The sequence below is a fragment of the Bradyrhizobium sp. WSM471 genome (assembly GCF_000244915.1).
GTDB lineage: Bacteria > Pseudomonadota > Alphaproteobacteria > Rhizobiales > Xanthobacteraceae > Bradyrhizobium.
Map to the genome: position 1 here is coordinate 628,724 of NZ_CM001442.1, position 20,218 is coordinate 648,941.

Genomic DNA, 20,218 nt, shown 5'->3' on the forward strand with positions numbered 1-20,218 from the left:
GCCCGAATCAGCCCAGTTTCCGTCCGATATCGAGGAATTTCTGCCGCCGATGCTTGCGGATGGCGTCGCCGTCCAGGCCCCGGAGCTCGTCAAAAGCCTTGGCGATGGCGTCGCCCGTGGTGGCGATCATGGCGGCGGGGTCGCGATGGGCGCCGCCGACCGGCTCCTTCAGGATGCTGTCGATCACGCCGAAGCGGAGCATGTCCTGTGCCGTGATCTTCATGTTGTTGGCGGCTTCCTGCGCCTTGGAGCCGTCGCGCCAGAGGATCGAGGACGCGGCCTCGGGCGAGATCACGCTGTAGATCGCGTGCTCCAGCATCAGGACCTTGTTGGCGGTGGTGATGGCGATGGCGCCGCCCGACATGCCCTCGCCGGTGATGATGGCGACGTTCGGTACGGTCAGCGCCATGCAGGCATCGGTCGAACGCGCGATCGCCTCGGCCTGGCCGCGCTCTTCCGCGCCGATGCCGGGATAGGCGCCGGCGGAATCGGCGAGTGACAGCACCGGCAGGCCGAACCGCTCGGCCATCTCCATCAGCCGCACGCATTTGCGATAGCCCTCGGGCCGCGCCATGCCGAAATTGTGCTTGATGCGGCTCTCGGTGGAATCGCCCTTTTCCTGGCCCATCACGCAGATGGCCTCGCCGCGGAAGCGGCCGAAGCCGGCCACCAGCGCCTCGTCCTCGCCGAACTTGCGGTCGCCGGCGAGCGGGGTGAACTCGGTGATCAGGCCCTTGATGAAGTCGTTGAAATGCGGCCGCTGCGGATGCCGCGCGACCAGCGTCTTCTGCCACGGCGTCAGGTTCAGATAGAGGTCGGCCATCGCCTGCGCCGCCTTGTCCTCGATCCGCCCGATCTCCTCGGCGATATCGCTGCCGGAGGCCGCAAGCGTCCGCAATTCGTCGAGCTTGGAATCGAGCTCGGCGACGGGCTTTTCGAAATCGAGATAGCTGCGCATCTGGTCTGGCATCAACTCAATATAGGGAGAACGGGGCGAGGCGGCGAAGCGGATTCGATGTCGCGAAAGAAGTCTAGGTTCGTCAATGAGTTGGCCTGTGTGCTCGCAACGAGCCCGGGCCAAATCATCGTGAGGCCCCGGCTCTTTCTGCGGAGATGTGGCCGAAGTCAAGGCGGTTTCGGGTCGTGACCCGTACCGTAGCCCGGATGAGCGAAGCGATATCGGGGGCAGGTCGCCCCGATCGTCCAATCCCGGATGTCGCTTCGCTCATCCGGGCTACTGCAGCTACGGCACCAACTACTTCTCCGCCAGCGGGTGCAGGTCGCGGACCAGGCTCTTCAGCCGCTCCTCAACCACGTGGGTGTAGATCTGGGTCGTCGAGATGTCGGTGTGGCCGAGCAGCGTCTGCACGATGCGCAAATCGGCTCCGTTGTGAAGCAGGTGGCTGGCGAAGGCGTGGCGCAGCACGTGTGGCGAGACCAGCCGGGCCTGGAGCCCCGAAGCGACCGCGAGCTCCTTCAAATCGCGGGCAAAATGTTGCCGCGTCAGATGCCCGCTCTCGCCGAACGAGGGGAACAACCATTTCGAGGCCGCCACGCTACTCTTCTTGTCTGGCTTTCGCGCCTCCGTCGCCGCGAGGTAATCGGCCATCGCCTGACGCGAGGCCTCGTTGAGCGGCACCAGCCGTTCCTTGTTACCCTTGCCGCGAACCACGATCATGCGGGCGTCGCGCTTCGCGGCCGTGCGCGGCAGCGCCACCAGCTCGGAGACGCGCAGGCCGGTGGCGTAGAGCACCTCGAGCAGGCAATAGAGTCTCAGGGCGCGCAGCCGTTTCGAGGGCGAGGCATCCTCTGCCTCGCTCAATTCCTTGGCGCGGCGGAGCATGCGGTCGACATCGCCAATCGACAGCACCTTCGGCAGGCCGCGGCCGCGCTTGGGGCCGGACAGGATCGCCGCGGGATCGTCGGTTCTGATGCGTTCGTTCAGGAGGAAGCGATAGAGATGCCGCATCGCCGACAGCCGCCGCGCGACGCTGGTCGACTTGAAGCCGCGCGTGTCGAGATCGGCGAGATAGTCGCGCAGCGTCTGTGTTTCCGCGTCCGCAAATGCATGGCCGACGCGGCCCAGAAACTCGGAGAAGTCGGTGAGGTCGCGGCGGTAGGCGTCGAGCGTATTGGGGCCGGCGCCCTGTTCCGCCGCGAGCATGTCGAGGAACAGGCCGGTGAGTTTTGTATCTGAGGGTGCACGCATGCCCCGGAGGCTAGCCCCTATTTCTTGAGAAACTTATCCGGCGGGATCGTCACGGTCATTTCCCGCGGCTTGGGATTGACGAAGTTCGCCAGCGCGAAGACCACGCCATAGACGATGCCGGCGATCACGGCGACGAGCGTCAGGAAGCGGAACAGGCTGGGCATCGGCAGGATCTCGGAGAGGGTCTCGGTCAGGGGCTTGGCGGGCAAATTAACCAATGAAATCATCCAACACGTTCGCCGTTTCGTGGCAAGAGTCCTCTGGCGAGGGCCCCTGCGGGGTCGTATAGGTGGCCAAAGGATGCCGCCTTTGGCGGCAGATCGAGCGAGACCCATTCGAGCGAGACAGATGCCCGACGCCGCGTTGCCGATCCAAGCCTCGCCCGAGGCCGACATCCTGTCGGCGCTGGGGACGCGCTCGATCGTGCTCGTCGGCATGATGGGAGTGGGCAAATCCACCATCGGCCGCCGCATGGCGCTCAGGCTCAAGCTGCCCTTCGTCGATGCCGACACCGAGATCGAGGCAGCGGCCGGCATGACCATACCGGAAATCTTCGAGCGCCACGGCGAGCCGCATTTCCGCGACGGCGAGGCGCGTGTGATCGCGCGTCTGCTCGACGGCGGTCCCATCGTGCTGGCGACCGGCGGCGGCGCTTTCATGCGCGAGGAGACGCGGGGCCGTATCGTGGCGAAGGCGATCTCGATCTGGCTCAAGGCCGATCATGATGTCATCATGCGCCGCGTGCGCCGGCGCGCCGACCGTCCGCTGCTCCAGACCGCCGATCCCGAAGGAACCGTGACGCGCCTGCTCACCGAGCGCGAGCCGGTCTACGGCCATGCCGACCTCACCATTGCCTCGCGCGACGTGCCGCACGACAAGATCGTTGAGGAGACCATCGAGACGCTGCGCGCGCATCTTTGCGGCGAACGGGCGTCCCCGCCACCAGCCGACGTCGCGAGTGCCGCACGATGACCGCGCCTTTGAAACATTCCGATCCCGTCAACGTCGAGGTCGCGCTGGAGAATCGCGCCTACGACATCGTCATCGGCCGCGGTGTGCTGGCCTCGCTTGGCGGACGAGTCGCGCGTCTGCGGCCCGGCGTGCGCACCGCGATCGTGACGGATCGCACCGTCGCGAAATACTGGCTCGAGCCCGCCGAGTCCTCGCTCGCAGCCTCGGGCATTCCGACATCGCGCATCGTCGTCGAGGAAGGCGAGATCTCCAAGACCTATGCCGGTCTCGAAAAGGTCAGCGAAGCCCTGATCGCCGCGAAGATCGAGCGCAACGATCTCGTCATCGCGCTCGGCGGCGGCGTGGTCGGCGATCTCGCCGGCTTTGCGGCGGCGATCCTGCGCCGCGGCGTCGATTTCGTGCAGGTGCCGACCTCGCTGCTGGCGCAGGTCGATTCCTCCGTCGGCGGCAAGACCGGCATCAACTCGCCGCAGGGCAAGAACCTGCTCGGCGCCTTCCACCAGCCGGTGCTTGTGATCGCCGACACCGCCGTGCTCGACACGCTGTCGCCGCGGCAATTCCGCACCGGCTATGCCGAAATCGCCAAATACGGCGTGCTCGGTGATGAGGCCTTCTTCGCCTGGCTCGAGAAGAACCATTCCGACATCTCCAAAGGCGGTTCGGCGCGCGAGCATGCGATCGCGACCTCCTGCCGCGCCAAGGCCGGCGTGGTCTCGCGCGACGAGCGCGAGACCGGCGAGCGCGCGCTGCTCAATCTCGGCCATACGTTCGGCCATGCGCTGGAAGCCGCGACCGGCTTCTCCGACCGCCTGTTTCACGGCGAGGGCGTTGCGATCGGCATGACGCTGGCGGCGCAGTTTTCCGCGAAGCTCGGCATGATCGGCGACGCGGACGCTGCGCGCGTCGAGCGTCACCTGATCGAAGCCGGCCTGCCGACGCGCTTGCAGGATATCGCGGGCTTCGCGCAGGAGGGGCTTGCCGACGCGGACGCGCTGATGGCGCTGATGGCGCAGGACAAGAAGGTCGAGCGCGGCAGGCTCACCTTCATCCTGCTGGAGGCCGTCGGGCGGGCCGTCGTCGTGAAGAACGTCGAGCCGGCTCCGGTGCGCGACTTCCTGAAGGACAAGCTCGCGCAAAAGGCGTGACACGCGGTTGAACGGCGCTAAAGCGTTTTCGAGCGAAGTGGGTACCGGTTCGCGTCAAGAAAACGCGTCAAAACAAGAAACCAGAGTGGTTCATGGATTGGCTCGGATTCACCATCGTCATTCTCTGCCTGCTCGTCTCCGGCTTCTTCGCCGCGAGCGAAACCGCATTGACCGGCGCCTCGCGCGCCAGCATGCTGCGGCTCTCCAAGCAGGGTAATCGCGACGCCGACGTGGTCTCGCAGCTGCTCGACATGCGCGAGCGCCTGATCGGCGCGCTGCTGCTCGGCAACAACATCGCCAATATCAGTGCATCCGCGCTGGCCACCAGCATCTTCACGGCCTGGTTCGGCGACGTCGGCGTGCTCTACGCCACCGGCTTGATGACCGCACTGGTCGTGATCTTCGCCGAGGTGCTGCCCAAGACCATCGCGATCAACGCGCCCGACCGCATGGCGCTGGCGGTGGCGCGCCCGATGCGGCTGACGATGTACGTGCTGGGGCCGCTGCTGCGGATCGTGGAAGTCATCGTGCGGCTGTTGATGCGCCTGTTTGGCCTTGCCGGCGAGCACCAGGCGATCCTGTCGCCGACCGAGCGCCTCCGCGGCGCGGTCGACCTGCTGCATCATGAAGGCAAGTTCGAGAAGCACGACCGCGACATGCTCGGCGGGCTGCTCGATCTGCGCGAGCTCCAGGTCTCCGATGTCATGATACATCGCACCGAGATGACAATGATCAACGCCGACCTGCCGCCGGAGGATCTGGTGCGCGAGGTGCTGGCGGCCGAATACACCCGCATCCCGCTGTGGCGCGAGAAGCCGGAAAACATCATTGGCGTGCTCCACGCCAAGGATCTGCTGCGCGCGATCCGCGCGGCCGACGGCGACACCTCGCGCATCGACGTCTCCACCATCGCGCTGCCGCCCTGGTTCGTGCCGGAGATGCGGCCCGTCTCCGAGCAGCTCAAGGCGTTCCGTCGCCGCAAGACTCATTTCGCCCTGGTCGTCGACGAGTACGGCGAAGTTGAAGGTCTTGTGACGCTGGAAGACATTCTGGAAGAGATCGTCGGCGACATCTCCGACGAGCATGACGTCGTGGTCGCGGGCGTGCGCGCCCAGCCGGACGGCTCGGTCGTCGTCGACGGCTCGGTGCCGATCCGTGACCTCAACCGCGCCATGGACTGGCACCTGCCCGACGAAGAGGCAACGACGGTCGCCGGCCTCGTCATTCACGAGGCGCGCTCGATCCCCGACCGCGGCCAGAGTTTCACCTTTCACGGCTTCCGTTTCCGCGTCCTCCGCCGCGAACGCAACCGCATCACCGCACTCCGTATTTCACCGGTGCCGCGCGAGACGGAAATGGAGGAAGCCAAGCGGCGCCGGGCGGGGACGTCGTTTTAGGATTCGCATGACCCTGTTGCCCCTCATGGTGAGGAGCGCCGCAAGGCGCGTCTCGAACCATGCAGGCCAGGATGCGGCAGCGGGGGCCTGCATCCTTCGAGACGCGCGCAAGTGCGCGCTCCTCAGGATGAGGAGAAATGGCGCCGTCTGACGCTCGAACTGGCGAGCTAGCTCCCGCCTTCTCCCGGCGCTTGCGCGTGGATCGCCAGCGCGTGCACGCTGCCGGAGAGTTCCGCGGCCAGCGCCGAATTTATCATGCGGTGGCGATCGACCCGGCTCTTCCCTTTGAAGGCGGAAGACACGATATAAACGCGGAAGTGCGTCTCGCCGCTCGGCCGATGGCCGGCGTGGCCCTCATGCAAATGTGACTCGTCGACGACTTGCAGGCTTTCCGGCGTGAAAGCTTCCTGCAACTTGTTGCTGATAGTGTCTCTGATGGCCATCTGGGTCATTACGGTGCGAGATCGCTCTCCGTATTGCATAGGCCGCCTCTGGCGGCCGTTCAAGGACGCCTCAGCATAGCTTCGGCTATGCTTTTCAGCTAATTGCAATGTCAAGACTTGAAGGTTTTTGCATTGCGTAGTCAAAGTCAGCCATGCCGATCGATTCATCAAAGTTCTTCGACTCCATCCGGATCAAGCCGAAAGGCAAGCAGCCGGAAGTGAAGCCGCGCGACGCCGTGGTCAATTGTGAATGGACCGGGTGTCAGAACAAGGGCGCGCATCGTGCGCCCAAGGGTCGCGACAATCAGCGTGAGTACTGGCACTTCTGCCTGAATCACGTGCGCGAATACAACCAGAACTACAATTTCTTTTCCGGCATGAATGCCGACGCCGTCGCGCGCTATCAGAAGGATGCGCTGACCGGCCATCGTCCGACCTGGAAGATGGGCGCCAATGGCGGCGTCAAGAAGGGCGCCGAGGCCGAGATCGACAGCGCCTTCGATCCGTTCAGCATGTTCCAGGAGCTCAACGGCCGCACCGGCTGGCGCGCCGGCCCGCAGGCCGCGCCCAAGGCCGAGACGCGCAAGATCATGAACGCCGAGCGCAAGGCGCTCCAGGTGATGGGCCTCGGCCCCGACTCCACGCTCGCCGACGTCAAGTCCAAGTACAAGGCGCTGGTGAAGCAGCACCACCCCGACGCCAACGGTGGCGACCGCTCCACCGAGGATCGCCTGATCGAGATCATCAAGGCGTATAATTATCTGAAGACCGTGGTGCGCGAGGCGTAGGCCTCGCGCGCGCTTTCTTCCCTTGCGGGAGCGCCGTAGCCCGGATGGAGCGAAGCGCAATCCGGGTCTTTCTGTCACACGCGCACCTTCCCGGATTACGCTTCGCTCCATCCGGGCTACGCACTTCGCTCACGCCTTCGGCATCGCCCCCACATATGACGAGCTCGGCCGGATCAGCCGTCCCGTCCGCTGCTGCTCGCGCGCATGCGCCGTCCAACCGGCGGCGCGCGCCACCGCGAAGATCGGCGTAAAGGCCTGCCTCGGAATCGCCAGCGCATCGAGCAGGATCGCGGTGAAGAACTCCACGTTAGTCTCCAGCGGTCGGTCCGGATTCTTCTTGCGCAAGGCTGCGCGGACATAGGCCTCGACCTCGCCGGCAAACGGCAGGTCGGCGCCGTCCGAGGCCAGCGCCTCGATCGCGGTCTTGAGCACGTCGGCGCGGGGGTCGCGCACGCGATAGACGCGGTGACCAAAACCCATCATCCGCTCGCCGCGGGCGAGTGCCGCGTCCACCCAGGGCTGGATGCGCTCGCGCGAGCCGATCGCGTCGAGCATTTCCAGCACCGGCTCCGGCGCGCCGCCATGCAGCGGACCCGTCAGCGCGCAATAGCCGGCGGTGACGGCGGCAAACAGGTCAGCCTGCGTCGAGGCCACCACGCGCGCGGTGAAGGTCGAGGCGTTCATGCCGTGGTCGCTGGCCGTGACGAGATAGGCGTCCAGCGCCGTGACCTCGCGTGGTTCAGGCGCGCGCCCGTGCAGCATGCGAAGCGTATCGGCGGCCTGGCTCACGTTCGGATCGGGCGCCACGGGATCGAGACCCCTGGCGCGGCGGACGAGCGCGCCCGCAATCACAGGGAATGCGCCGACGATCGTCGCCTCATGGGCGAGGCCGTGCTCGGCGCGAAGGCCCGCGACCGCCGCGCGAAACCCGTCGACGACGCCCATGCCGCGGGCTGCCGGCAGCAACTCATCCAGCCGCGCGAAGGCACGCTCGCGTGCGGAGCCCAGGCTCGCGCGCACATTGGCTTCGCTCAGCGTGGTCATGCTGGCGCCGTTCCAGAGCCGGGCGGTGACGCCTTCAAAGCTCGACTGGCTTGCCAGTCGGCCGACATGCTCGCCGGCGATGATCAACTCGCCGCGCTCGCCGTCGACATGGCTCAGCACGGTTTCGGCTGCGGGAACGCCGTCCAGTCCGATCTGGCTTTTGGTGAGGTGGATGTTCATGGCCCAAATCTCCTTTGCACCAGCCAAAGGTCGGTCCTCTCGACAGATTGATCAATCTTGATTACATCAATCAATATGAAAAATTCGGAAGGTCTCTACCTCTCCGCCCGGGAAGCCGCCGCCGAGCTCGCGATCTCGCCGGCCACGCTCTACGCCTATGTCAGCCGCGGGCTGGTCCGCTCCGAGCCGACGCCGGACTCGCGCAAGAACCGCTATCGCGCCGAGGACGTCCGGGCGCTGAAGGAGCGCCGGGTGCCGTCGCCGGAGCCGCGCGGCCTGCGCAGCTTCGATGCCGATCTGCCGGTCATGGACACGGAGATCTCCACCATCACCGAGGACGGCGCGATCTATCGCGGCGTCAATTGCGTCGATCTCGCCGAGCACGACACGCTGGAGCACACGGCAACGCTTCTGTGGGACGTCTCCGGCGTCGATCCCTTTGCGCCCGGCAATTGTCCCGCGGTGTCCGATGAGATGCGCCTGATCGCGCAGGCCGCGCGCCGCGCCGCGCCGATTGATCGCGCCATTGCCGTGCTGGCGCTCGCATCGAGCGCCGATCCCCGCGCCTTCACCCGCGCGCATGATGGACGTGCGATGGTCGGTGCGCGCATCGTCCGGCTTCTGGTCGCGACCATGCTCAACACGGAGCCGTCCGCCGAGCCGCTGCACCAGCAGATCGCGAGGGCCTGGGCGCCCGACAACAAGCATGCGGCCGATCTCATCCGCCGCGCGCTGGTTCTGCTCGCCGAGCATGAATTGAACGCGTCCACCTTCACGGCGCGCTGCGCGGCCTCGACCGGCCTCAATCTTTATGATTCCGTCATCGCCGGCCTCGCCGCGCTGAAGGGACCGAAGCACGGCGGCGCCGGCGTGCTCGCCTCGCAGCTCGTCAAGGCGTTGGTGGATCGTGACGTCGAGCCAATGGTGCGCGAGCGTGTCGCGCTCGGCGAACGCTTTGCCGGCTTCGGTCACGGTGTCTACAAGCGGGGCGATCGGCGCGCGCAGTCGCTCCTGAATGCCTTGGCCCGCGCAGGCGCACCCCGCAAATTCACCAAGGAGGTGCCGGAGCGGATCGCGGAGGCGACCGGCGAGCTCGTCAACATCGACTACGCGCTCGCCGTGCTCGTGCATGCGTTGCGCCTGCCGGCCGGAAGCGAGCTCGCGCTGTTCGCCATGGCCCGCAGCGTCGGCTGGATCGCACATGCCAGCGAGCAATTGCAGTTCGGCAAGCTGATCAGGCCGCGGGCCAGGTATGTGGGACCGGCGCCGGGGCGGAGGGGAGGCGCTGCTAGCTAGGAGCGCTGCTGCGGTCGTCTTGGCGAAAGCCCGTGCTCGGGTGCCTGATCAATCCGCAAGCCCCATCACGAACGCCAAAGCAATCCCGAGCCGAGCCATGTCCTGGCTGCCGAGACGCCCGATCTTCTGTCCGATCCGTTCGCGTCTCACGGTGATCGGCTTGTCAGCTATCGCCTGCGATCTCAGTCGTAATCCATTCTCGCGGGTCGGCTCGATCGTCACGCGAAAATCCGGGGCGTCCGCCAGTTCGGAAGTCAACTGGCAGATCACTACGGAGGCATGAGTTTCAGGGAAAGCGTCGCTCTGCACGATCACCGCTGGGCGGGGTTTGCCATAGTCGCCCGTTGCAGCGACGGTCACCACGTCACCGCGTTGCATCTGCATCAAACTCGGAGACCGACTCGATCCACTGCAGCGCGCTGCGCTCGCGATCGGGATCGAGGCCGGCTACCTGCTTCGCCACCCGTCGTCGAACTGATCGCGAGCGCGCATCAGCTACGACGAGGCGCAGTTCGCGCAATCCCCGGACGCGCCTCCGCTGCCGCATCATTTTCATTCGCTCAGCGGGTGCAGTCATCGGAAGCGTCCCATGTAACGCGTTACAATGTAACGCGTTACGGCTGGGGAGGCAAGGGCCGCCGTGTTGCGAGGTCCCAAAACCGCAGTGCGCCGCTCGACGCTACCACCCCCGCGGCTTCGCCACCGCCACACCGCCACCGTTCCGGCGGCGATAGATCCAGACCGCCAGGCCCAGAACGATCGAGATGCCGACCACGGTCAGGATCCAGATGTGCTTGCCGACATGTCCATGGTGGTGCAACCCGGCATATTCGTGCAGGGCCGACACCGCCAGAACACCCGGCAGCACATGCGCCGGCGCCCAGACCAGGATCGCCGGGATGTTGATGGCGTAGAAGCGGGCCGGGGGCATGCCCAGCGCGCCCGCCGTGACCGGGACGAAGGCACGGATCGGCGGCACGAAGCGGGCGAAGAACACCGCCCAGGTGCCGAAGCGGTGGAAGAAATTCTCGCTCTGCTCGACCACGCGCGGATAATTGGTCAGCGGCCAGGTGTTGAGGATCTCCCGTTGCTGCCGGTGACCGATCCAGTAGGCCGAACCATCGCCGAGCACTGCGCCGAACGCCGCCGCCAGCAACACCCATTGCAGCCTGAGTTCGCCGCCCGGGACCAGGGCGCTCAGCGCCAGGATGATGGTCGAGCCGGGGATGACCGACCCCACCACTGGAACCGCCTCCAGCAGGGCCGCCAGGAACAGGGTCAGATAGGCCAGCCACGCATGGGCCGAGACGAATGCAATGAGGGGATCGAGAAAGGACGTCACGTCGTCTCTGTGGTGGGATTGGGCCTTGGGGATGGGGCCTTGGGTTCGAACCCTACATAAGTAACGAGCGGCGGTAAAAGTGCCACCCGCGTGGGCAGGACCGCGCCCTTGGCACGAAATTCAGGCGTGATTCGCAGGGCAGCCTTCCAAAAATCGCGTTCCTTGCCTATCTAAATGAAAAGACAACGGAACTTTGATTAGGGGGCGGGCTTCTGCCCGCACGTTGTCTCTGATAGGTTCGCGATCGCACCCAGCCGCAGCCAACGTGCAATAACTGGTCTCGGGATCGCCCGGGACCTCGGAGGATTGATGACGACCGCCGCGATGTCCAAAGTTGAGGAAGTTTCCGGTTTGCCCGACATGAAGGTGTCGGTGCGCCAGGTGTTCGGGATCGACAGTGATCTCGAAGTCCCCGCTTATTCCGAAGTCGATCCTCACGTCCCCGAAGTCGATTCCGATTACCGCTTCGATCGCGCCACCACGCTCGCCATTCTCGCCGGCTTCGCGCACAACCGCCGCGTCATGGTCACGGGCTATCACGGCACCGGAAAATCCACGCATATCGAGCAGGTCGCCGCGCGGCTGAACTGGCCCTGCGTGCGCGTCAACCTCGACAGCCACATCAGCCGTATCGACCTCGTCGGCAAGGACTCGATCGTGGTCCGCGACGGCAAGCAGGTCACCGAATTCCGCGACGGCATTCTGCCCTGGGCGCTCCAGCATAACGTTGCGCTGGTGTTCGACGAATACGACGCCGGCCGCCCGGACGTGATGTTCGTGATCCAGCGCGTGCTGGAAGTCTCCGGCCGCCTGACGCTGCTCGACCAGAACAAGGTGATCAAGCCGCATCCGGCATTCCGCATGTTCTCGACGGCCAACACCGTCGGCCTCGGCGACACCTCGGGCCTCTATCACGGGACCCAGCAAATCAACCAGGGCCAGATGGACCGCTGGTCGATCGTCACCACGCTGAACTATCTCAGCCATGACGAGGAAGTGGAGATCGTGCTGGCCAAGGCCAAGCACTATCGCACCACGGAGGGCCGCGACATCGTCAACAAGATGGTTCGCCTCGCCGACCTCACCCGCAACGCCTTCGCCAATGGCGATCTGTCGACGGTGATGAGCCCGCGCACGGTGATCACCTGGGCGGAAAACGCCGACATTTTCAGCGACATCGGATTTGCGTTCCGGGTTACCTTCCTCAACAAGTGCGACGAGCTCGAACGTCCCCTCGTCGCCGAGTTCTACCAGCGCTGCTTCAACGCGGAGCTGCCGGAATCGGCGGTGAACGTGGCGCTCAGCTGAGAGTTCGAGACGGTGGAAGTCCGAATCGAGACGACTTACGGCGCGACGAAAAAATTCGTCGCGGCGGGTCTCGAGGCCTTCAATCGGCAGCATCAGGCGGGCAGCCTGCCGAAATCATTTGCGGTGACGGTCAGGGAGAATGAAGCTGCTCGGGGCGGCCTGGTTGCCGAAGGTGTGGGCCAATGGATGGTCTTCACTCTTCTGTGGGTTGAGGACCAATACCGGCGCCGCGGCTTTGGCACCTCGTTGCTTCGCGCGGCAGAAGCCGAATCGAAGAAAAGGGGTGCGGTTGGCGCTCTGGTCGACACCTATTCGTTCCAGGCGCCGGCCTTCTACAGGATGAACGGCTATACCGCCTACGGGCAAGTCGATGATTTCCCCGAAGCCGGAATGACTTGGTTTCGATTCAAGAAGGCGCTTTGATCGATTGGCAGCATTGGATTCTGCAAAGAAAGCGATTGCGATGAGCACGACCAGCAAAGTCCGCTCCGGGCCGAAAGAACCATCCGCCGTGTCCGCCCGCTACGAGGACGATCTTTATGGCTGGGCTGAAGCTCAGATCGCGCTGCTGAAGGCCGGCCGTCTAACCGAAGTCGATGCACGGAATATCGCTGAGGAACTGGCTGACGTGGGGCACGATCAATACGATAAGCTGGAAAGCGCGTTGGGCATCTTGATGATGCACCTTCTGAAATGGGACCATCAGCCGACGCATCGATCGCGAAGCTGGGTCAACACCGTGCATGAGCAGCGAAAACGCATCGCGCGTGTCCTGCGCAAGAACCCAAGCCTCAAGTCGCGCATTCCCGAGGCGACCGAAGAGGGTTACGAGGATGCACGTGATGACGCTGCGGCTGAGACCGGGATCGCCAAGAAGCTTTTCCCGAAAGCCTGTCCCTATGACTGGTCCGAGATCACGACGCGCGTCATCGAATTTGAAGATCTCCGGTCGCCGGAAGAGTAACATGATGCTGGAGCTTCGGCCGATCCCATGACCACGTCCAACTCCAAGTTCCGCAACACCAAGGAAGCCCCGACCGAGCCGTTCAAGCGCTCGGTGGCCTCGTGCCTGAAGGCGATCGCCAAGGCCCCCGAGCTCGACGTCAGCTTCGCCGCCGAGCGTCCAGGGCTCGCGCCGGGCAAGGCGCGGCTCCCCGAACCCGCGCGAAAAATGACCAGGCGCGATGCCGCGATCGTGCGCGGCCATGCCGATTCGATCGCGCTCAAGCTCGCCTGTCACGATCCGAAGGTGCATCGCAAGCTGATGCCGGGCAATCCGCAGGCGCGCGGCGTGTTCGAGGCGGTGGAGCAGGCCCGTGTCGAGGCGATCGGTGCGCGGCGCATGGCGGGCGTTGCCAAAAACCTCACTGCGATGCTCGACGACCATTTCCATCGCGGCAAGTTCGACGAGATCACCGATCGAGCCGACGCGCCGCTCGCCGACGCGCTGGCGATGCTGGTGCGCGAGCGCCTGACCGGCATGGCGCCGCCGACGGCCGCGAAGAAGATGGTCGATCTCTGGCGTCCCATCCTCGAAGACAAGATCGGCAGGCGGCTCGACCGGCTCGATACCGTGGTCGAGGACCAGACCAGGTTCGGCGATGCCGTGCATGATCTCCTGACGGCGCTCGAGATCGGCGACGAGCGCAGCGCCGACAGCGAAGACAATGACGAGAACGACGAGAACCAGGACGGCGACAACGATCAGTCCGGTGCCGAGGGCTCGCCCGATTCCGACGCCGCGCAGGAGATGAGCGCCGATCAGGCCCAGGCGTCGAGCGAGGAGATGAGCGAGAGCGCGATGGAAAGCGCGCAGGCCTCGACCTCCGACACCTTCGACGACGGTGAGCTCGGCGACGACGAGACGCCGGGCGAGGCGACGCGGCCGAATTCGCACGGCAAGAACGAGCCGCGCGGGCCGGAATACCACGCCTTCGCGCCGAAGTTCGACGAGATCATCGCCGCCGAGGACCTCTGCGACCATGACGAGCTGGAGCGCCTGCGCGCCTATCTCGACAAGCAGCTTGCGCATCTGCAGGGCATCGTCGCCCGTCTCGCCAACCGGCTCCAGAGGCGCCTGATGGCGCAGCAGAACCGCGCCTGGGAGTTCGATCTCGAAGAGGGCATTCTGGACCCCGCGCGGCTGTCGCGCGTGGTGACCGATCCCTATCACCCGCTGTCCTTCATGCACGAGAAGGAGGCGACGTTCCGCGACACCGTGGTGACGCTGCTGCTCGACAATTCCGGCTCGATGCGCGGCAGGCCCATCACGGTCGCGGCGACCTGCGCCGACATCCTCGCCCGCACGCTGGAGCGTTGCGGCGTCAAGGTCGAGATTCTCGGCTTCACCACGCGCGCCTGGAAGGGCGGGCAATCGCGCGAGGCGTGGCTTGCCGCCGGCAAGCCGGCCAGTCCCGGCCGCCTCAACGATCTCCGCCACATCATCTACAAATCGGCGGACGCGCCCTGGCGCCGTGCGCGGAAGAATCTCGGCCTGATGATGCGCGAGGGGCTGTTGAAGGAGAACATCGACGGCGAGGCGCTCGACTGGGCGCACAAGCGTCTGCTCGGCCGGCCCGAGCAGCGCAAGATCCTGATGATGATCTCGGACGGCGCGCCGGTCGACGATTCCACGCTGTCGGTCAACCCCGGCAACTACCTCGAACGGCACCTGCGCCACATCATCGAGGAGATCGAGACCCGCTCGCCGGTCGAGCTGATCGCGATCGGCATCGGCCATGACGTGACGCGCTATTATCGCCGCGCGGTGACGATCGTGGACGCCGAAGAGCTCGGCGGCGCCATCACCGAAAAACTCGCCGAACTGTTCAGCGAGACCAACACTGCGCCCACGCAGCCGGCCAACCGCCCGCGCCGCAAACTGCATTCGTGAGCAACCATCGATCCCGCCGCAGCTTTATCGCCCACGCGGCGGCGGGATTTTCCACTCTCGCACTGTCTCGCCTGGCGCAGGCCCAGCCCGCGCCGAAGCCGGCGCTCGTCGAGCACGCCGTCGCCGCGCCTGTGGGCATCGAGGTCAACGCGCGGCCGATTCCCCATTTCGAGCCGCGCGACCGCGCGCGCACGCGGTTCGGTTCGCTGGACTATCGCGGCGGCCTCGTGCTGACCTCGCCGCATCGCGGCTTCGGCGGCCTGTCCGGCTTCCGCTTCCTCGACAGCAAAGGCGAGCGCTTTCTCGCAATGTCCGACCAGGGCACATGGTTCACCGGTCGCATCCGCTATTCCGGGCGGAGCATGACCGGTCTCGACGACGTCGAGGCCGCGCCGGTGCTCAATGCGGAGGGGCGGCCGATCACGGAGAAGCGGCTGTGGTACGACACCGAAGCGCTCGCGCGCGACGGCGACCTCGTCTATGTCGGGCTCGAGCGCGTCAACCAGATCATGCGGTTCGATTTTTCGAAGGGCGGCACGCGCGCCCGCGGCGAGGTGCTGCCGACGCCGCCGGCGGTGCGCAAACTGCCCTACAACAAAGGGCTCGAGGCGCTGGTGTTTGTCCCCAAGGACATACCCAAGGGCCAGCCGCTCGCGGGCACCTTGATCGCGCTGTCGGAGGGCGGCTTCGATGCCGACGGCAATCTGATCGGATTTTTGCTCGGCGGCCCCACACCCGGCCAGTTCAGCATTCGCCGCACCGACCAGCAGCTCATCAGCGACGCCGTGCTGCTGCCCTCGGGCGATCTCCTGATTCTCGAACGCAAATTCTCCTGGTTCACCGGCGTCGACATCCGCATCCGCGCGATCCCCTTGAAATCGATCGCGCCTGGTGCGTTGGTCGACGGCCCCGTGCTGTTCAAGGCCGATCTCGGTCACGAGATCGACAACATGGAAGGCATCGACGCCCATTTCACCGCCGACGGCGAGACCGTGCTGACGCTGGTGTCCGACGACAATTTCTCGATGCTCCAGCGCACGCTGCTGCTGCAGTTCGCGCTGGTGGAGTAGGCCAGGCGAGAAGCCACCGACTGCGGTGCAATGCGTGGCCGAACAGGCCGCCATTCCCCCCGCGCGGCTAGCAATCGGCGCATCGCTCACTACAATCTCCCCAACTCCCGCCCTCCATCCCCCGGAACTCCCCCCGCATGAGCGCCCTGTTTTCCCCGATCAAGCTGCGCGGCCTGACCTTGAAGAACCGAATCGTGGTGTCGCCGATGTGCCAATATTCGGCCGAGGACGGCGTTCCCACCGACTGGCACTTCACCCACATCAACAATCTCAGCCTGTCGGGCGCGGCGATGTTCTGCATCGAGGCGACCCATGTCGAGGCGATCGGCCGCATCACGCCGGGCTGCCTCGGGCTCTACAGCGATGCCGCCGAGGCCGCGCTGAAGCAGATCCTCACCTCGGTGCGGAAACATTCCTCGACCGCGGTCGCGATGCAGCTCGCGCATGCCGGCCGCAAAGCCTCGAGCGCGCGGCCCTGGGACGGCGGCCAGCTGATTCCGATAGACCAGGGCGGCTGGCAGACCGTGGCGCCGTCGGCGCTGCCGCACAAGGAGGGCGAAGCCGCGCCGCTGGCGCTCGACGCCGCGGGCCTCAAGCGCATCCGCGACGCCTTCGTCGATGCCGCCAAGCGCGCCGATCGCATCGGCATCGACGCCATTGAGCTGCACGGCGCGCACGGCTATCTCCTGCATCAGTTCCTGTCGCCGATCTCGAACAAGCGCACCGACGACTATGGCGGCTCGCTCGAGAACCGCATGCGCTTCCCGCTGGAAGTCTACGACGCGGTCCGCGCGGCGTTCCCGCACGACAAGCCGGTCGGCATGCGGGTGTCGTCGACCGACTGGGTCGAGGGCGGCTGGGACCTGGCGCAGACGATCGCGTTCGCCAAGGCGCTGAAGGCGCGCGGCGTCGACTGGATCGATGCCTCCTCCGGCGGCGTCTCGCCGCTGCAGAAGATCGCGCTCGGCCCCGGCTACCAGGTGCAGTTCGCAGAGGCCATCAAGCGCGAGACCGGTTTGCCCACCATCGCCGTCGGCCTGATCACCGAGCCGAAGCAGGCCGAAGAGATCGTCGCATCCGGCAAGGCCGACATGGTCGCGCTCGCCCGCGGCATGCTCTACGACCCGCGCTGGGCCTGGCACGCCGCAGCGGACGTCGGCGGCGAAGTCGAAGCCCCGCCGCAATACTGGCGCTCGCAGCCCTCGACGCAGAAGGCGCTGTTCGGCAAGACCACGTTCGGGGCGCGGTAGGCTCTTCACCTCGCCGCCATCCTTCGAGACGCCCGCCTTTGGCGGGCCCTCAGGATGAGGCCGGAGTGCGCGGCAGCGCTTTCGGCGGGCAAAGATGCCGCTCAGCCTCATCCTGAGGAGACCGCAAAGCGGTCGTCTCGAAGGACGAGGCGCTTGCTCCGCCCTCACGCCTCCGTAACGCCCCTCACCTTCCACCCCCGCCAAATCTGGCCTAACCTCGCGCGCGTCCAACTCCTCGCGGAGATCCGCCATGCGGTTTCGTATTCGAAAGGCTGCCCACGTCATCGAGCGCGTGGGGCTTGCGATGGCGGGCGCCGCGTGCGGGCTGTTTGTCGGCGCTTACGTGGGATCCGCGATACCCGCGCTCACCACCGAGGGCTTCCTGCTGCTGATGATGGTGCTGGGCTTCGTCGGCTTCTATCTCGGCATCGACACGCCGCAGCTGCCCTTCGACGAGGCCCACGGCGACATCGACGCCGCGGAGCTGTTGAGCTCCGCCGGCACGCTCTGCGCCACGCTCACCGCGCTCGCCTCCGTCGCCATCATCGTGCTCCGCCTCGAGCCGCATATCGCCTGGAGCTGGTTCGCCCTGTTCGGCTGGATCGCCGGCGTGGCGATGCAGATCGTCGCGGGGGCGAAGGCGCGGATGCGGAAGTAGGGAATTTGTTGTGTTGGGAGAGATCGCGCCGCGACAATCTCCGCCGTCGTCCTGGCGAAAGCCAGGACCCATTACCCCACGGAGCAGTTTGGCGAAGACTCGTCGTTCGGTACGTCTACCGCCTGCAATCGATAAATCACGCGGTATGGGTCCTGGCTTTCGCCAGGACGACAACTTAGGAGGCCGCGCCAGCGTGCCTCGCCTCTAAAACACCACGCCCACCTTCGTGCCGCGCTTCCACGCCACGCGGCAGCGCTTTTTGGTGTTGACGTGCAGCAGCTCGAAGCGATCGGGAATCTTCACCTGGCCGCCGAGATCGACGCAGGCCCCTCCCGGCGAATAATCGATCAGCGTGCAGGGGATCACCGGCGCGCGCGGGTCGGTGATGATCTTGGCCTGGCGGGACACGAGGCCCGCGGGCTTGACGCGGGCATGTCGTCGCGGATGCATTGGCACTCTCCTCCAATTTCCGCGGATGGCGCGGGTGGTCTGGGAGACCATGATGAACGAGAGGTGATTCGATCCGGCTAAAGCGGGGTCGATAATTTTAATGAATATTGGCGGTAGCCGGGTGGGTTGGCTGTATTCCGCCGTCGTCCTGGCTTTCGCCAGGACCCATCACCCCAGGACGTACTTTGGTGAAGGCTCGTCGTTCGGTGCGCCGACTGTCCGCAACCGAAAGATCACGCGGTATGGGTCCTGGCTTTCGCCAGGACGACGGCTTTGGTGGAGCGCCGGCCAGCTCCCCATCATGGTCCGCCGCGCAACCACCTCATCCCACCACGATCTCCCCCGTCTCGCCTCCAGCGCCCACACCCGGCGGCACCGGCATCGGCACCGTCACATAGTCCTTCGGCAGATTCACCGGCCGATAGCCCGGCTCCACCGCCATCCGCTTCACCACGCTCTCGTGCACATGCGCGCCTTCGGGAATGGGGCGCGGTTCGCAATCGGGGATGTAGAGTCCCATAAACACCTTCCGCTCCGGCCATTCCCTGTAGGTCGCGCTCTTCGGCAGATATTCCAGCACGCGCCAGGGCGCCGTCATCGAATCATGCAGCTCGCCCGTCTTGCCGGTGTATTCAGGCGGCACGTATTGGAACGGCGAGTTCTTGCGCTGGATGCCCCAGGCGAGCTGGTTCACCGTGCGCGGGTTGAAGTTCAGCCCGGCCTTGGCCGCCTCCTCGATCATCCAGAGCAGCGGATATTTGGACTCGCCGCTCTCGGCTTCCGGATAGCCGCCGCCGACGTCGCAATGCACGCCGGCGAACCACACCTGCAGGATGTCCTGCGGCTCCTTCTTCTCGTCGGGCACGTAGCGGTGGCGCCAGTACTCCTGCGGCTCCTCATACGCCTTGAGGCGGAACATGCGGCGCTGCTCGTCGATGGCGATCGCCTGCCGGAAGATGTTGACGCTCGGATTGCGCAGCGTGAAGGCGAGCTCCTCCAGGCTGAAGACGAGGAAGAAGACGTCGCGCCGCGGCACGATCACGCTCGCCACCGTGTCCCAGACGCCGATGAAGTGGATGGTCGGCCAGCGCGTCGAGGTGATGCGCGCGAATTGCGCGGCGAGGTCGAATTGGTCTTTCGGCAGCGGCCCCTGTTCGTCGACGGCGATGTCCTTGAGGTCCTCGACATCGTTGCCGCGCCCGGTGCCGGAATATTGCTTGTAGGCGACAAGGCCGGAGCCTGCGAGGTTGGCCTGCTCCGGCGAGATCAGGCCGATCTTGTGGATCAGCCCCGCCAGCACCCGCACCGTGTAGGCACCGCGCGAAAAACCGAACAGATAGATCCTGTCGCCCGGCGCGTAATGCTCGACCAGGAAGCAATAGGCCGACAGCACATTGTCATCGAGCCCGTAGCCGGTGGCGAGCCCCAGCACCAGATTGACGTTGGCTTTCCAGCGGTGCCACGTCGACGGCTCCGTCACCGTGCCGACCCCGGGATCGTAGAACACCATCTGCCGCGGCCGCGTCTTGTCGGTCTTGCGCAGGCAGCGATACAGCTTCAGGACGTTGGAGATGTTCTCCGAGATCTCGTTGCCGGTGCCGTCACAGCAGATGACGAGATTTTTCGGCTCGGATGTGTGGTCGGCGTTGCGCTCGTGCTCCACGGTACTCCCCTCCCGCTGATGCTACCCGGGCGAGTATAGCGGAAAACGGCGGGAGAAGGAGATGGTGGTGCAGGGCGCAGTGCCTGCTCTCCCTCGCCCCGCTTGCGGGG

At 65.5% G+C, this 20,218-nt stretch carries 21 protein-coding genes; 12 read left to right on the forward strand and 9 right to left on the reverse strand.

The genetic code is table 11. The features are described 5' to 3' along the window. Positions 1-7: 7 nt before the first annotated feature. The 3 genes from BRA471DRAFT_RS02945 to BRA471DRAFT_RS02955 form a co-directional block, all read right to left on the reverse strand. The gene (locus tag BRA471DRAFT_RS02945) at positions 8-970 is read right to left on the reverse strand and encodes an acetyl-CoA carboxylase carboxyltransferase subunit alpha (protein WP_007599220.1); all 963 of its coding nucleotides are present in this window, start codon (positions 968-970) and stop codon (positions 8-10) included. A gap of 285 nt (positions 971-1,255) precedes the next feature. Then, complete coding sequence (xerD, locus tag BRA471DRAFT_RS02950) at positions 1,256-2,209, reverse strand: site-specific tyrosine recombinase XerD (protein WP_007604573.1); 954 nt, start codon at positions 2,207-2,209, stop codon at positions 1,256-1,258. Positions 2,210-2,226: 17 nt separating this feature from the next. Continuing rightward, entirely contained in the window at positions 2,227-2,373 is a 147-nt protein-coding gene (locus tag BRA471DRAFT_RS02955) for a hypothetical protein (protein ID WP_035974600.1), read from the reverse strand. 184 nt (positions 2,374-2,557) lie between these two features. On the opposite strand from BRA471DRAFT_RS02955, the gene BRA471DRAFT_RS02960 reads away from it, so the two are divergent. The 3 genes from BRA471DRAFT_RS02960 (at position 2,558) to BRA471DRAFT_RS02970 (ending at position 5,723) form a co-directional block, all read left to right on the forward strand. Beyond that, complete coding sequence (locus BRA471DRAFT_RS02960) at positions 2,558-3,181, forward strand: shikimate kinase (protein ID WP_007604577.1); 624 nt, start codon at positions 2,558-2,560, stop codon at positions 3,179-3,181. Next, positions 3,178-4,326: a 3-dehydroquinate synthase gene (gene aroB, locus BRA471DRAFT_RS02965; RefSeq protein WP_007604579.1), complete on the forward strand. Its 1,149-nt coding sequence runs from the start codon at positions 3,178-3,180 to the stop codon at positions 4,324-4,326. Before BRA471DRAFT_RS02960 ends, aroB begins: the two co-directional genes overlap by 4 nt. A 92-nt stretch (positions 4,327-4,418) precedes the next feature. Beyond that, a complete protein-coding gene (locus tag BRA471DRAFT_RS02970; protein ID WP_007604581.1) occupies positions 4,419-5,723 on the forward strand; it encodes an HlyC/CorC family transporter in 1,305 nt (434 codons plus the stop codon). A gap of 167 nt (positions 5,724-5,890) precedes the next feature. Here the strand turns inward: BRA471DRAFT_RS02970 and BRA471DRAFT_RS02975 are convergent, their stop codons facing one another. Then, positions 5,891-6,166, reverse strand: a complete 276-nt coding sequence (locus tag BRA471DRAFT_RS02975) for a BolA family transcriptional regulator (protein ID WP_026232423.1) — start codon at positions 6,164-6,166, stop codon at positions 5,891-5,893. Between the two features lie 152 nt (positions 6,167-6,318). On the opposite strand from BRA471DRAFT_RS02975, the gene BRA471DRAFT_RS02980 reads away from it, so the two are divergent. Further along, complete coding sequence (locus tag BRA471DRAFT_RS02980) at positions 6,319-6,954, forward strand: J domain-containing protein (protein ID WP_007604582.1); 636 nt, start codon at positions 6,319-6,321, stop codon at positions 6,952-6,954. 129 nt (positions 6,955-7,083) lie between these two features. Here BRA471DRAFT_RS02980 and BRA471DRAFT_RS02985 read toward each other — a convergent pair whose 3' ends face one another. Continuing rightward, positions 7,084-8,178, reverse strand: coding sequence for a citrate synthase/methylcitrate synthase (locus tag BRA471DRAFT_RS02985; RefSeq protein WP_007604583.1), 1,095 nt, complete (start codon positions 8,176-8,178; stop codon positions 7,084-7,086). Between the two features lie 75 nt (positions 8,179-8,253). Between BRA471DRAFT_RS02985 and BRA471DRAFT_RS02990 the strand changes: the two genes are divergently transcribed. Further along, positions 8,254-9,474, forward strand: a complete 1,221-nt coding sequence (locus BRA471DRAFT_RS02990) for a citrate synthase family protein (RefSeq protein WP_007604584.1) — start codon at positions 8,254-8,256, stop codon at positions 9,472-9,474. Positions 9,475-9,522: 48 nt separating this feature from the next. Here the strand turns inward: BRA471DRAFT_RS02990 and BRA471DRAFT_RS02995 are convergent, their stop codons facing one another. Together BRA471DRAFT_RS02995 and BRA471DRAFT_RS03005 are read right to left on the reverse strand one after the other, a co-directional pair. Further along, entirely contained in the window at positions 9,523-9,858 is a 336-nt protein-coding gene (locus BRA471DRAFT_RS02995) for a type II toxin-antitoxin system PemK/MazF family toxin (RefSeq protein ID WP_198287852.1), read from the reverse strand. Positions 9,859-10,153: 295 nt separating this feature from the next. Next, the gene (locus BRA471DRAFT_RS03005) at positions 10,154-10,816 is read right to left on the reverse strand and encodes a DedA family protein (protein ID WP_007604586.1); all 663 of its coding nucleotides are present in this window, start codon (positions 10,814-10,816) and stop codon (positions 10,154-10,156) included. A gap of 309 nt (positions 10,817-11,125) precedes the next feature. Between BRA471DRAFT_RS03005 and cobS the strand changes: the two genes are divergently transcribed. The 7 genes from cobS (at position 11,126) to BRA471DRAFT_RS03040 (ending at position 17,995) form a co-directional block, all read left to right on the forward strand. Further along, entirely contained in the window at positions 11,126-12,124 is a 999-nt protein-coding gene (gene cobS / locus BRA471DRAFT_RS03010) for a cobaltochelatase subunit CobS (RefSeq protein WP_007599232.1), read from the forward strand. A 12-nt stretch (positions 12,125-12,136) separates the two neighbouring features. Continuing rightward, positions 12,137-12,547 carry a GNAT family N-acetyltransferase gene (locus tag BRA471DRAFT_RS03015; RefSeq protein ID WP_007604587.1) on the forward strand — a complete coding sequence of 137 codons (411 nt, stop codon included), beginning with the start codon at positions 12,137-12,139 and terminating at the stop codon, positions 12,545-12,547. A gap of 40 nt (positions 12,548-12,587) precedes the next feature. Next, positions 12,588-13,088 carry a DUF29 domain-containing protein gene (locus tag BRA471DRAFT_RS03020; protein ID WP_007604588.1) on the forward strand — a complete coding sequence of 167 codons (501 nt, stop codon included), beginning with the start codon at positions 12,588-12,590 and terminating at the stop codon, positions 13,086-13,088. Positions 13,089-13,115: 27 nt separating this feature from the next. Then, a complete protein-coding gene (gene cobT, locus BRA471DRAFT_RS03025; RefSeq protein ID WP_007604590.1) occupies positions 13,116-15,017 on the forward strand; it encodes a cobaltochelatase subunit CobT in 1,902 nt (633 codons plus the stop codon). Beyond that, positions 15,014-16,087 carry an esterase-like activity of phytase family protein gene (locus BRA471DRAFT_RS03030; protein ID WP_007604591.1) on the forward strand — a complete coding sequence of 358 codons (1,074 nt, stop codon included), beginning with the start codon at positions 15,014-15,016 and terminating at the stop codon, positions 16,085-16,087. The genes cobT and BRA471DRAFT_RS03030 overlap by 4 nt, the downstream gene beginning before the upstream one ends. A 137-nt stretch (positions 16,088-16,224) precedes the next feature. Further along, positions 16,225-17,337, forward strand: a complete 1,113-nt coding sequence (locus BRA471DRAFT_RS03035; RefSeq protein WP_007604592.1) for an NADH:flavin oxidoreductase/NADH oxidase — start codon at positions 16,225-16,227, stop codon at positions 17,335-17,337. 250 nt (positions 17,338-17,587) lie between these two features. Continuing rightward, positions 17,588-17,995: a hypothetical protein gene (locus tag BRA471DRAFT_RS03040; RefSeq protein WP_007604593.1), complete on the forward strand. Its 408-nt coding sequence runs from the start codon at positions 17,588-17,590 to the stop codon at positions 17,993-17,995. Positions 17,996-18,199: 204 nt separating this feature from the next. Here BRA471DRAFT_RS03040 and BRA471DRAFT_RS03045 read toward each other — a convergent pair whose 3' ends face one another. Together BRA471DRAFT_RS03045 and BRA471DRAFT_RS03050 are read right to left on the reverse strand one after the other, a co-directional pair. Then, the gene (locus tag BRA471DRAFT_RS03045) at positions 18,200-18,445 is read right to left on the reverse strand and encodes a PilZ domain-containing protein (RefSeq protein WP_007599245.1); all 246 of its coding nucleotides are present in this window, start codon (positions 18,443-18,445) and stop codon (positions 18,200-18,202) included. Between the two features lie 322 nt (positions 18,446-18,767). After that, complete coding sequence (locus tag BRA471DRAFT_RS03050) at positions 18,768-20,108, reverse strand: DUF2235 domain-containing protein (RefSeq protein ID WP_007604595.1); 1,341 nt, start codon at positions 20,106-20,108, stop codon at positions 18,768-18,770. Positions 20,109-20,218: the final 110 nt, after the last annotated feature.

Bases quoted from the DNA above. Each gene is read 5' to 3' on its own strand.
- BRA471DRAFT_RS02945 (WP_007599220.1), bottom strand. From the start codon at position 970: ATGCCAGACCAGATGCGCAGCTATCTCGATTTCGAAAAGCCCGTCGCC.
- xerD (WP_007604573.1), bottom strand. From the start codon at position 2,209: ATGCGTGCACCCTCAGATACAAAACTCACCGGCCTGTTCCTCGACATG.
- BRA471DRAFT_RS02955 (WP_035974600.1), bottom strand. From the start codon at position 2,373: ATGCCCAGCCTGTTCCGCTTCCTGACGCTCGTCGCCGTGATCGCCGGC.
- BRA471DRAFT_RS02960 (WP_007604577.1), top strand. From the start codon at position 2,558: ATGCCCGACGCCGCGTTGCCGATCCAAGCCTCGCCCGAGGCCGACATC.
- aroB (WP_007604579.1), top strand. From the start codon at position 3,178: ATGACCGCGCCTTTGAAACATTCCGATCCCGTCAACGTCGAGGTCGCG.
- BRA471DRAFT_RS02970 (WP_007604581.1), top strand. From the start codon at position 4,419: ATGGATTGGCTCGGATTCACCATCGTCATTCTCTGCCTGCTCGTCTCC.
- BRA471DRAFT_RS02975 (WP_026232423.1), bottom strand. From the start codon at position 6,166: ATGGCCATCAGAGACACTATCAGCAACAAGTTGCAGGAAGCTTTCACG.
- BRA471DRAFT_RS02980 (WP_007604582.1), top strand. From the start codon at position 6,319: ATGCCGATCGATTCATCAAAGTTCTTCGACTCCATCCGGATCAAGCCG.
- BRA471DRAFT_RS02985 (WP_007604583.1), bottom strand. From the start codon at position 8,178: ATGAACATCCACCTCACCAAAAGCCAGATCGGACTGGACGGCGTTCCC.
- BRA471DRAFT_RS02990 (WP_007604584.1), top strand. From the start codon at position 8,254: ATGAAAAATTCGGAAGGTCTCTACCTCTCCGCCCGGGAAGCCGCCGCC.
- BRA471DRAFT_RS02995 (WP_198287852.1), bottom strand. From the start codon at position 9,858: ATGCAGATGCAACGCGGTGACGTGGTGACCGTCGCTGCAACGGGCGAC.
- cobS (WP_007599232.1), top strand. From the start codon at position 11,126: ATGACGACCGCCGCGATGTCCAAAGTTGAGGAAGTTTCCGGTTTGCCC.
- BRA471DRAFT_RS03020 (WP_007604588.1), top strand. From the start codon at position 12,588: ATGAGCACGACCAGCAAAGTCCGCTCCGGGCCGAAAGAACCATCCGCC.
- cobT (WP_007604590.1), top strand. From the start codon at position 13,116: ATGACCACGTCCAACTCCAAGTTCCGCAACACCAAGGAAGCCCCGACC.
- BRA471DRAFT_RS03035 (WP_007604592.1), top strand. From the start codon at position 16,225: ATGAGCGCCCTGTTTTCCCCGATCAAGCTGCGCGGCCTGACCTTGAAG.
- BRA471DRAFT_RS03040 (WP_007604593.1), top strand. From the start codon at position 17,588: ATGCGGTTTCGTATTCGAAAGGCTGCCCACGTCATCGAGCGCGTGGGG.
- BRA471DRAFT_RS03045 (WP_007599245.1), bottom strand. From the start codon at position 18,445: ATGCATCCGCGACGACATGCCCGCGTCAAGCCCGCGGGCCTCGTGTCC.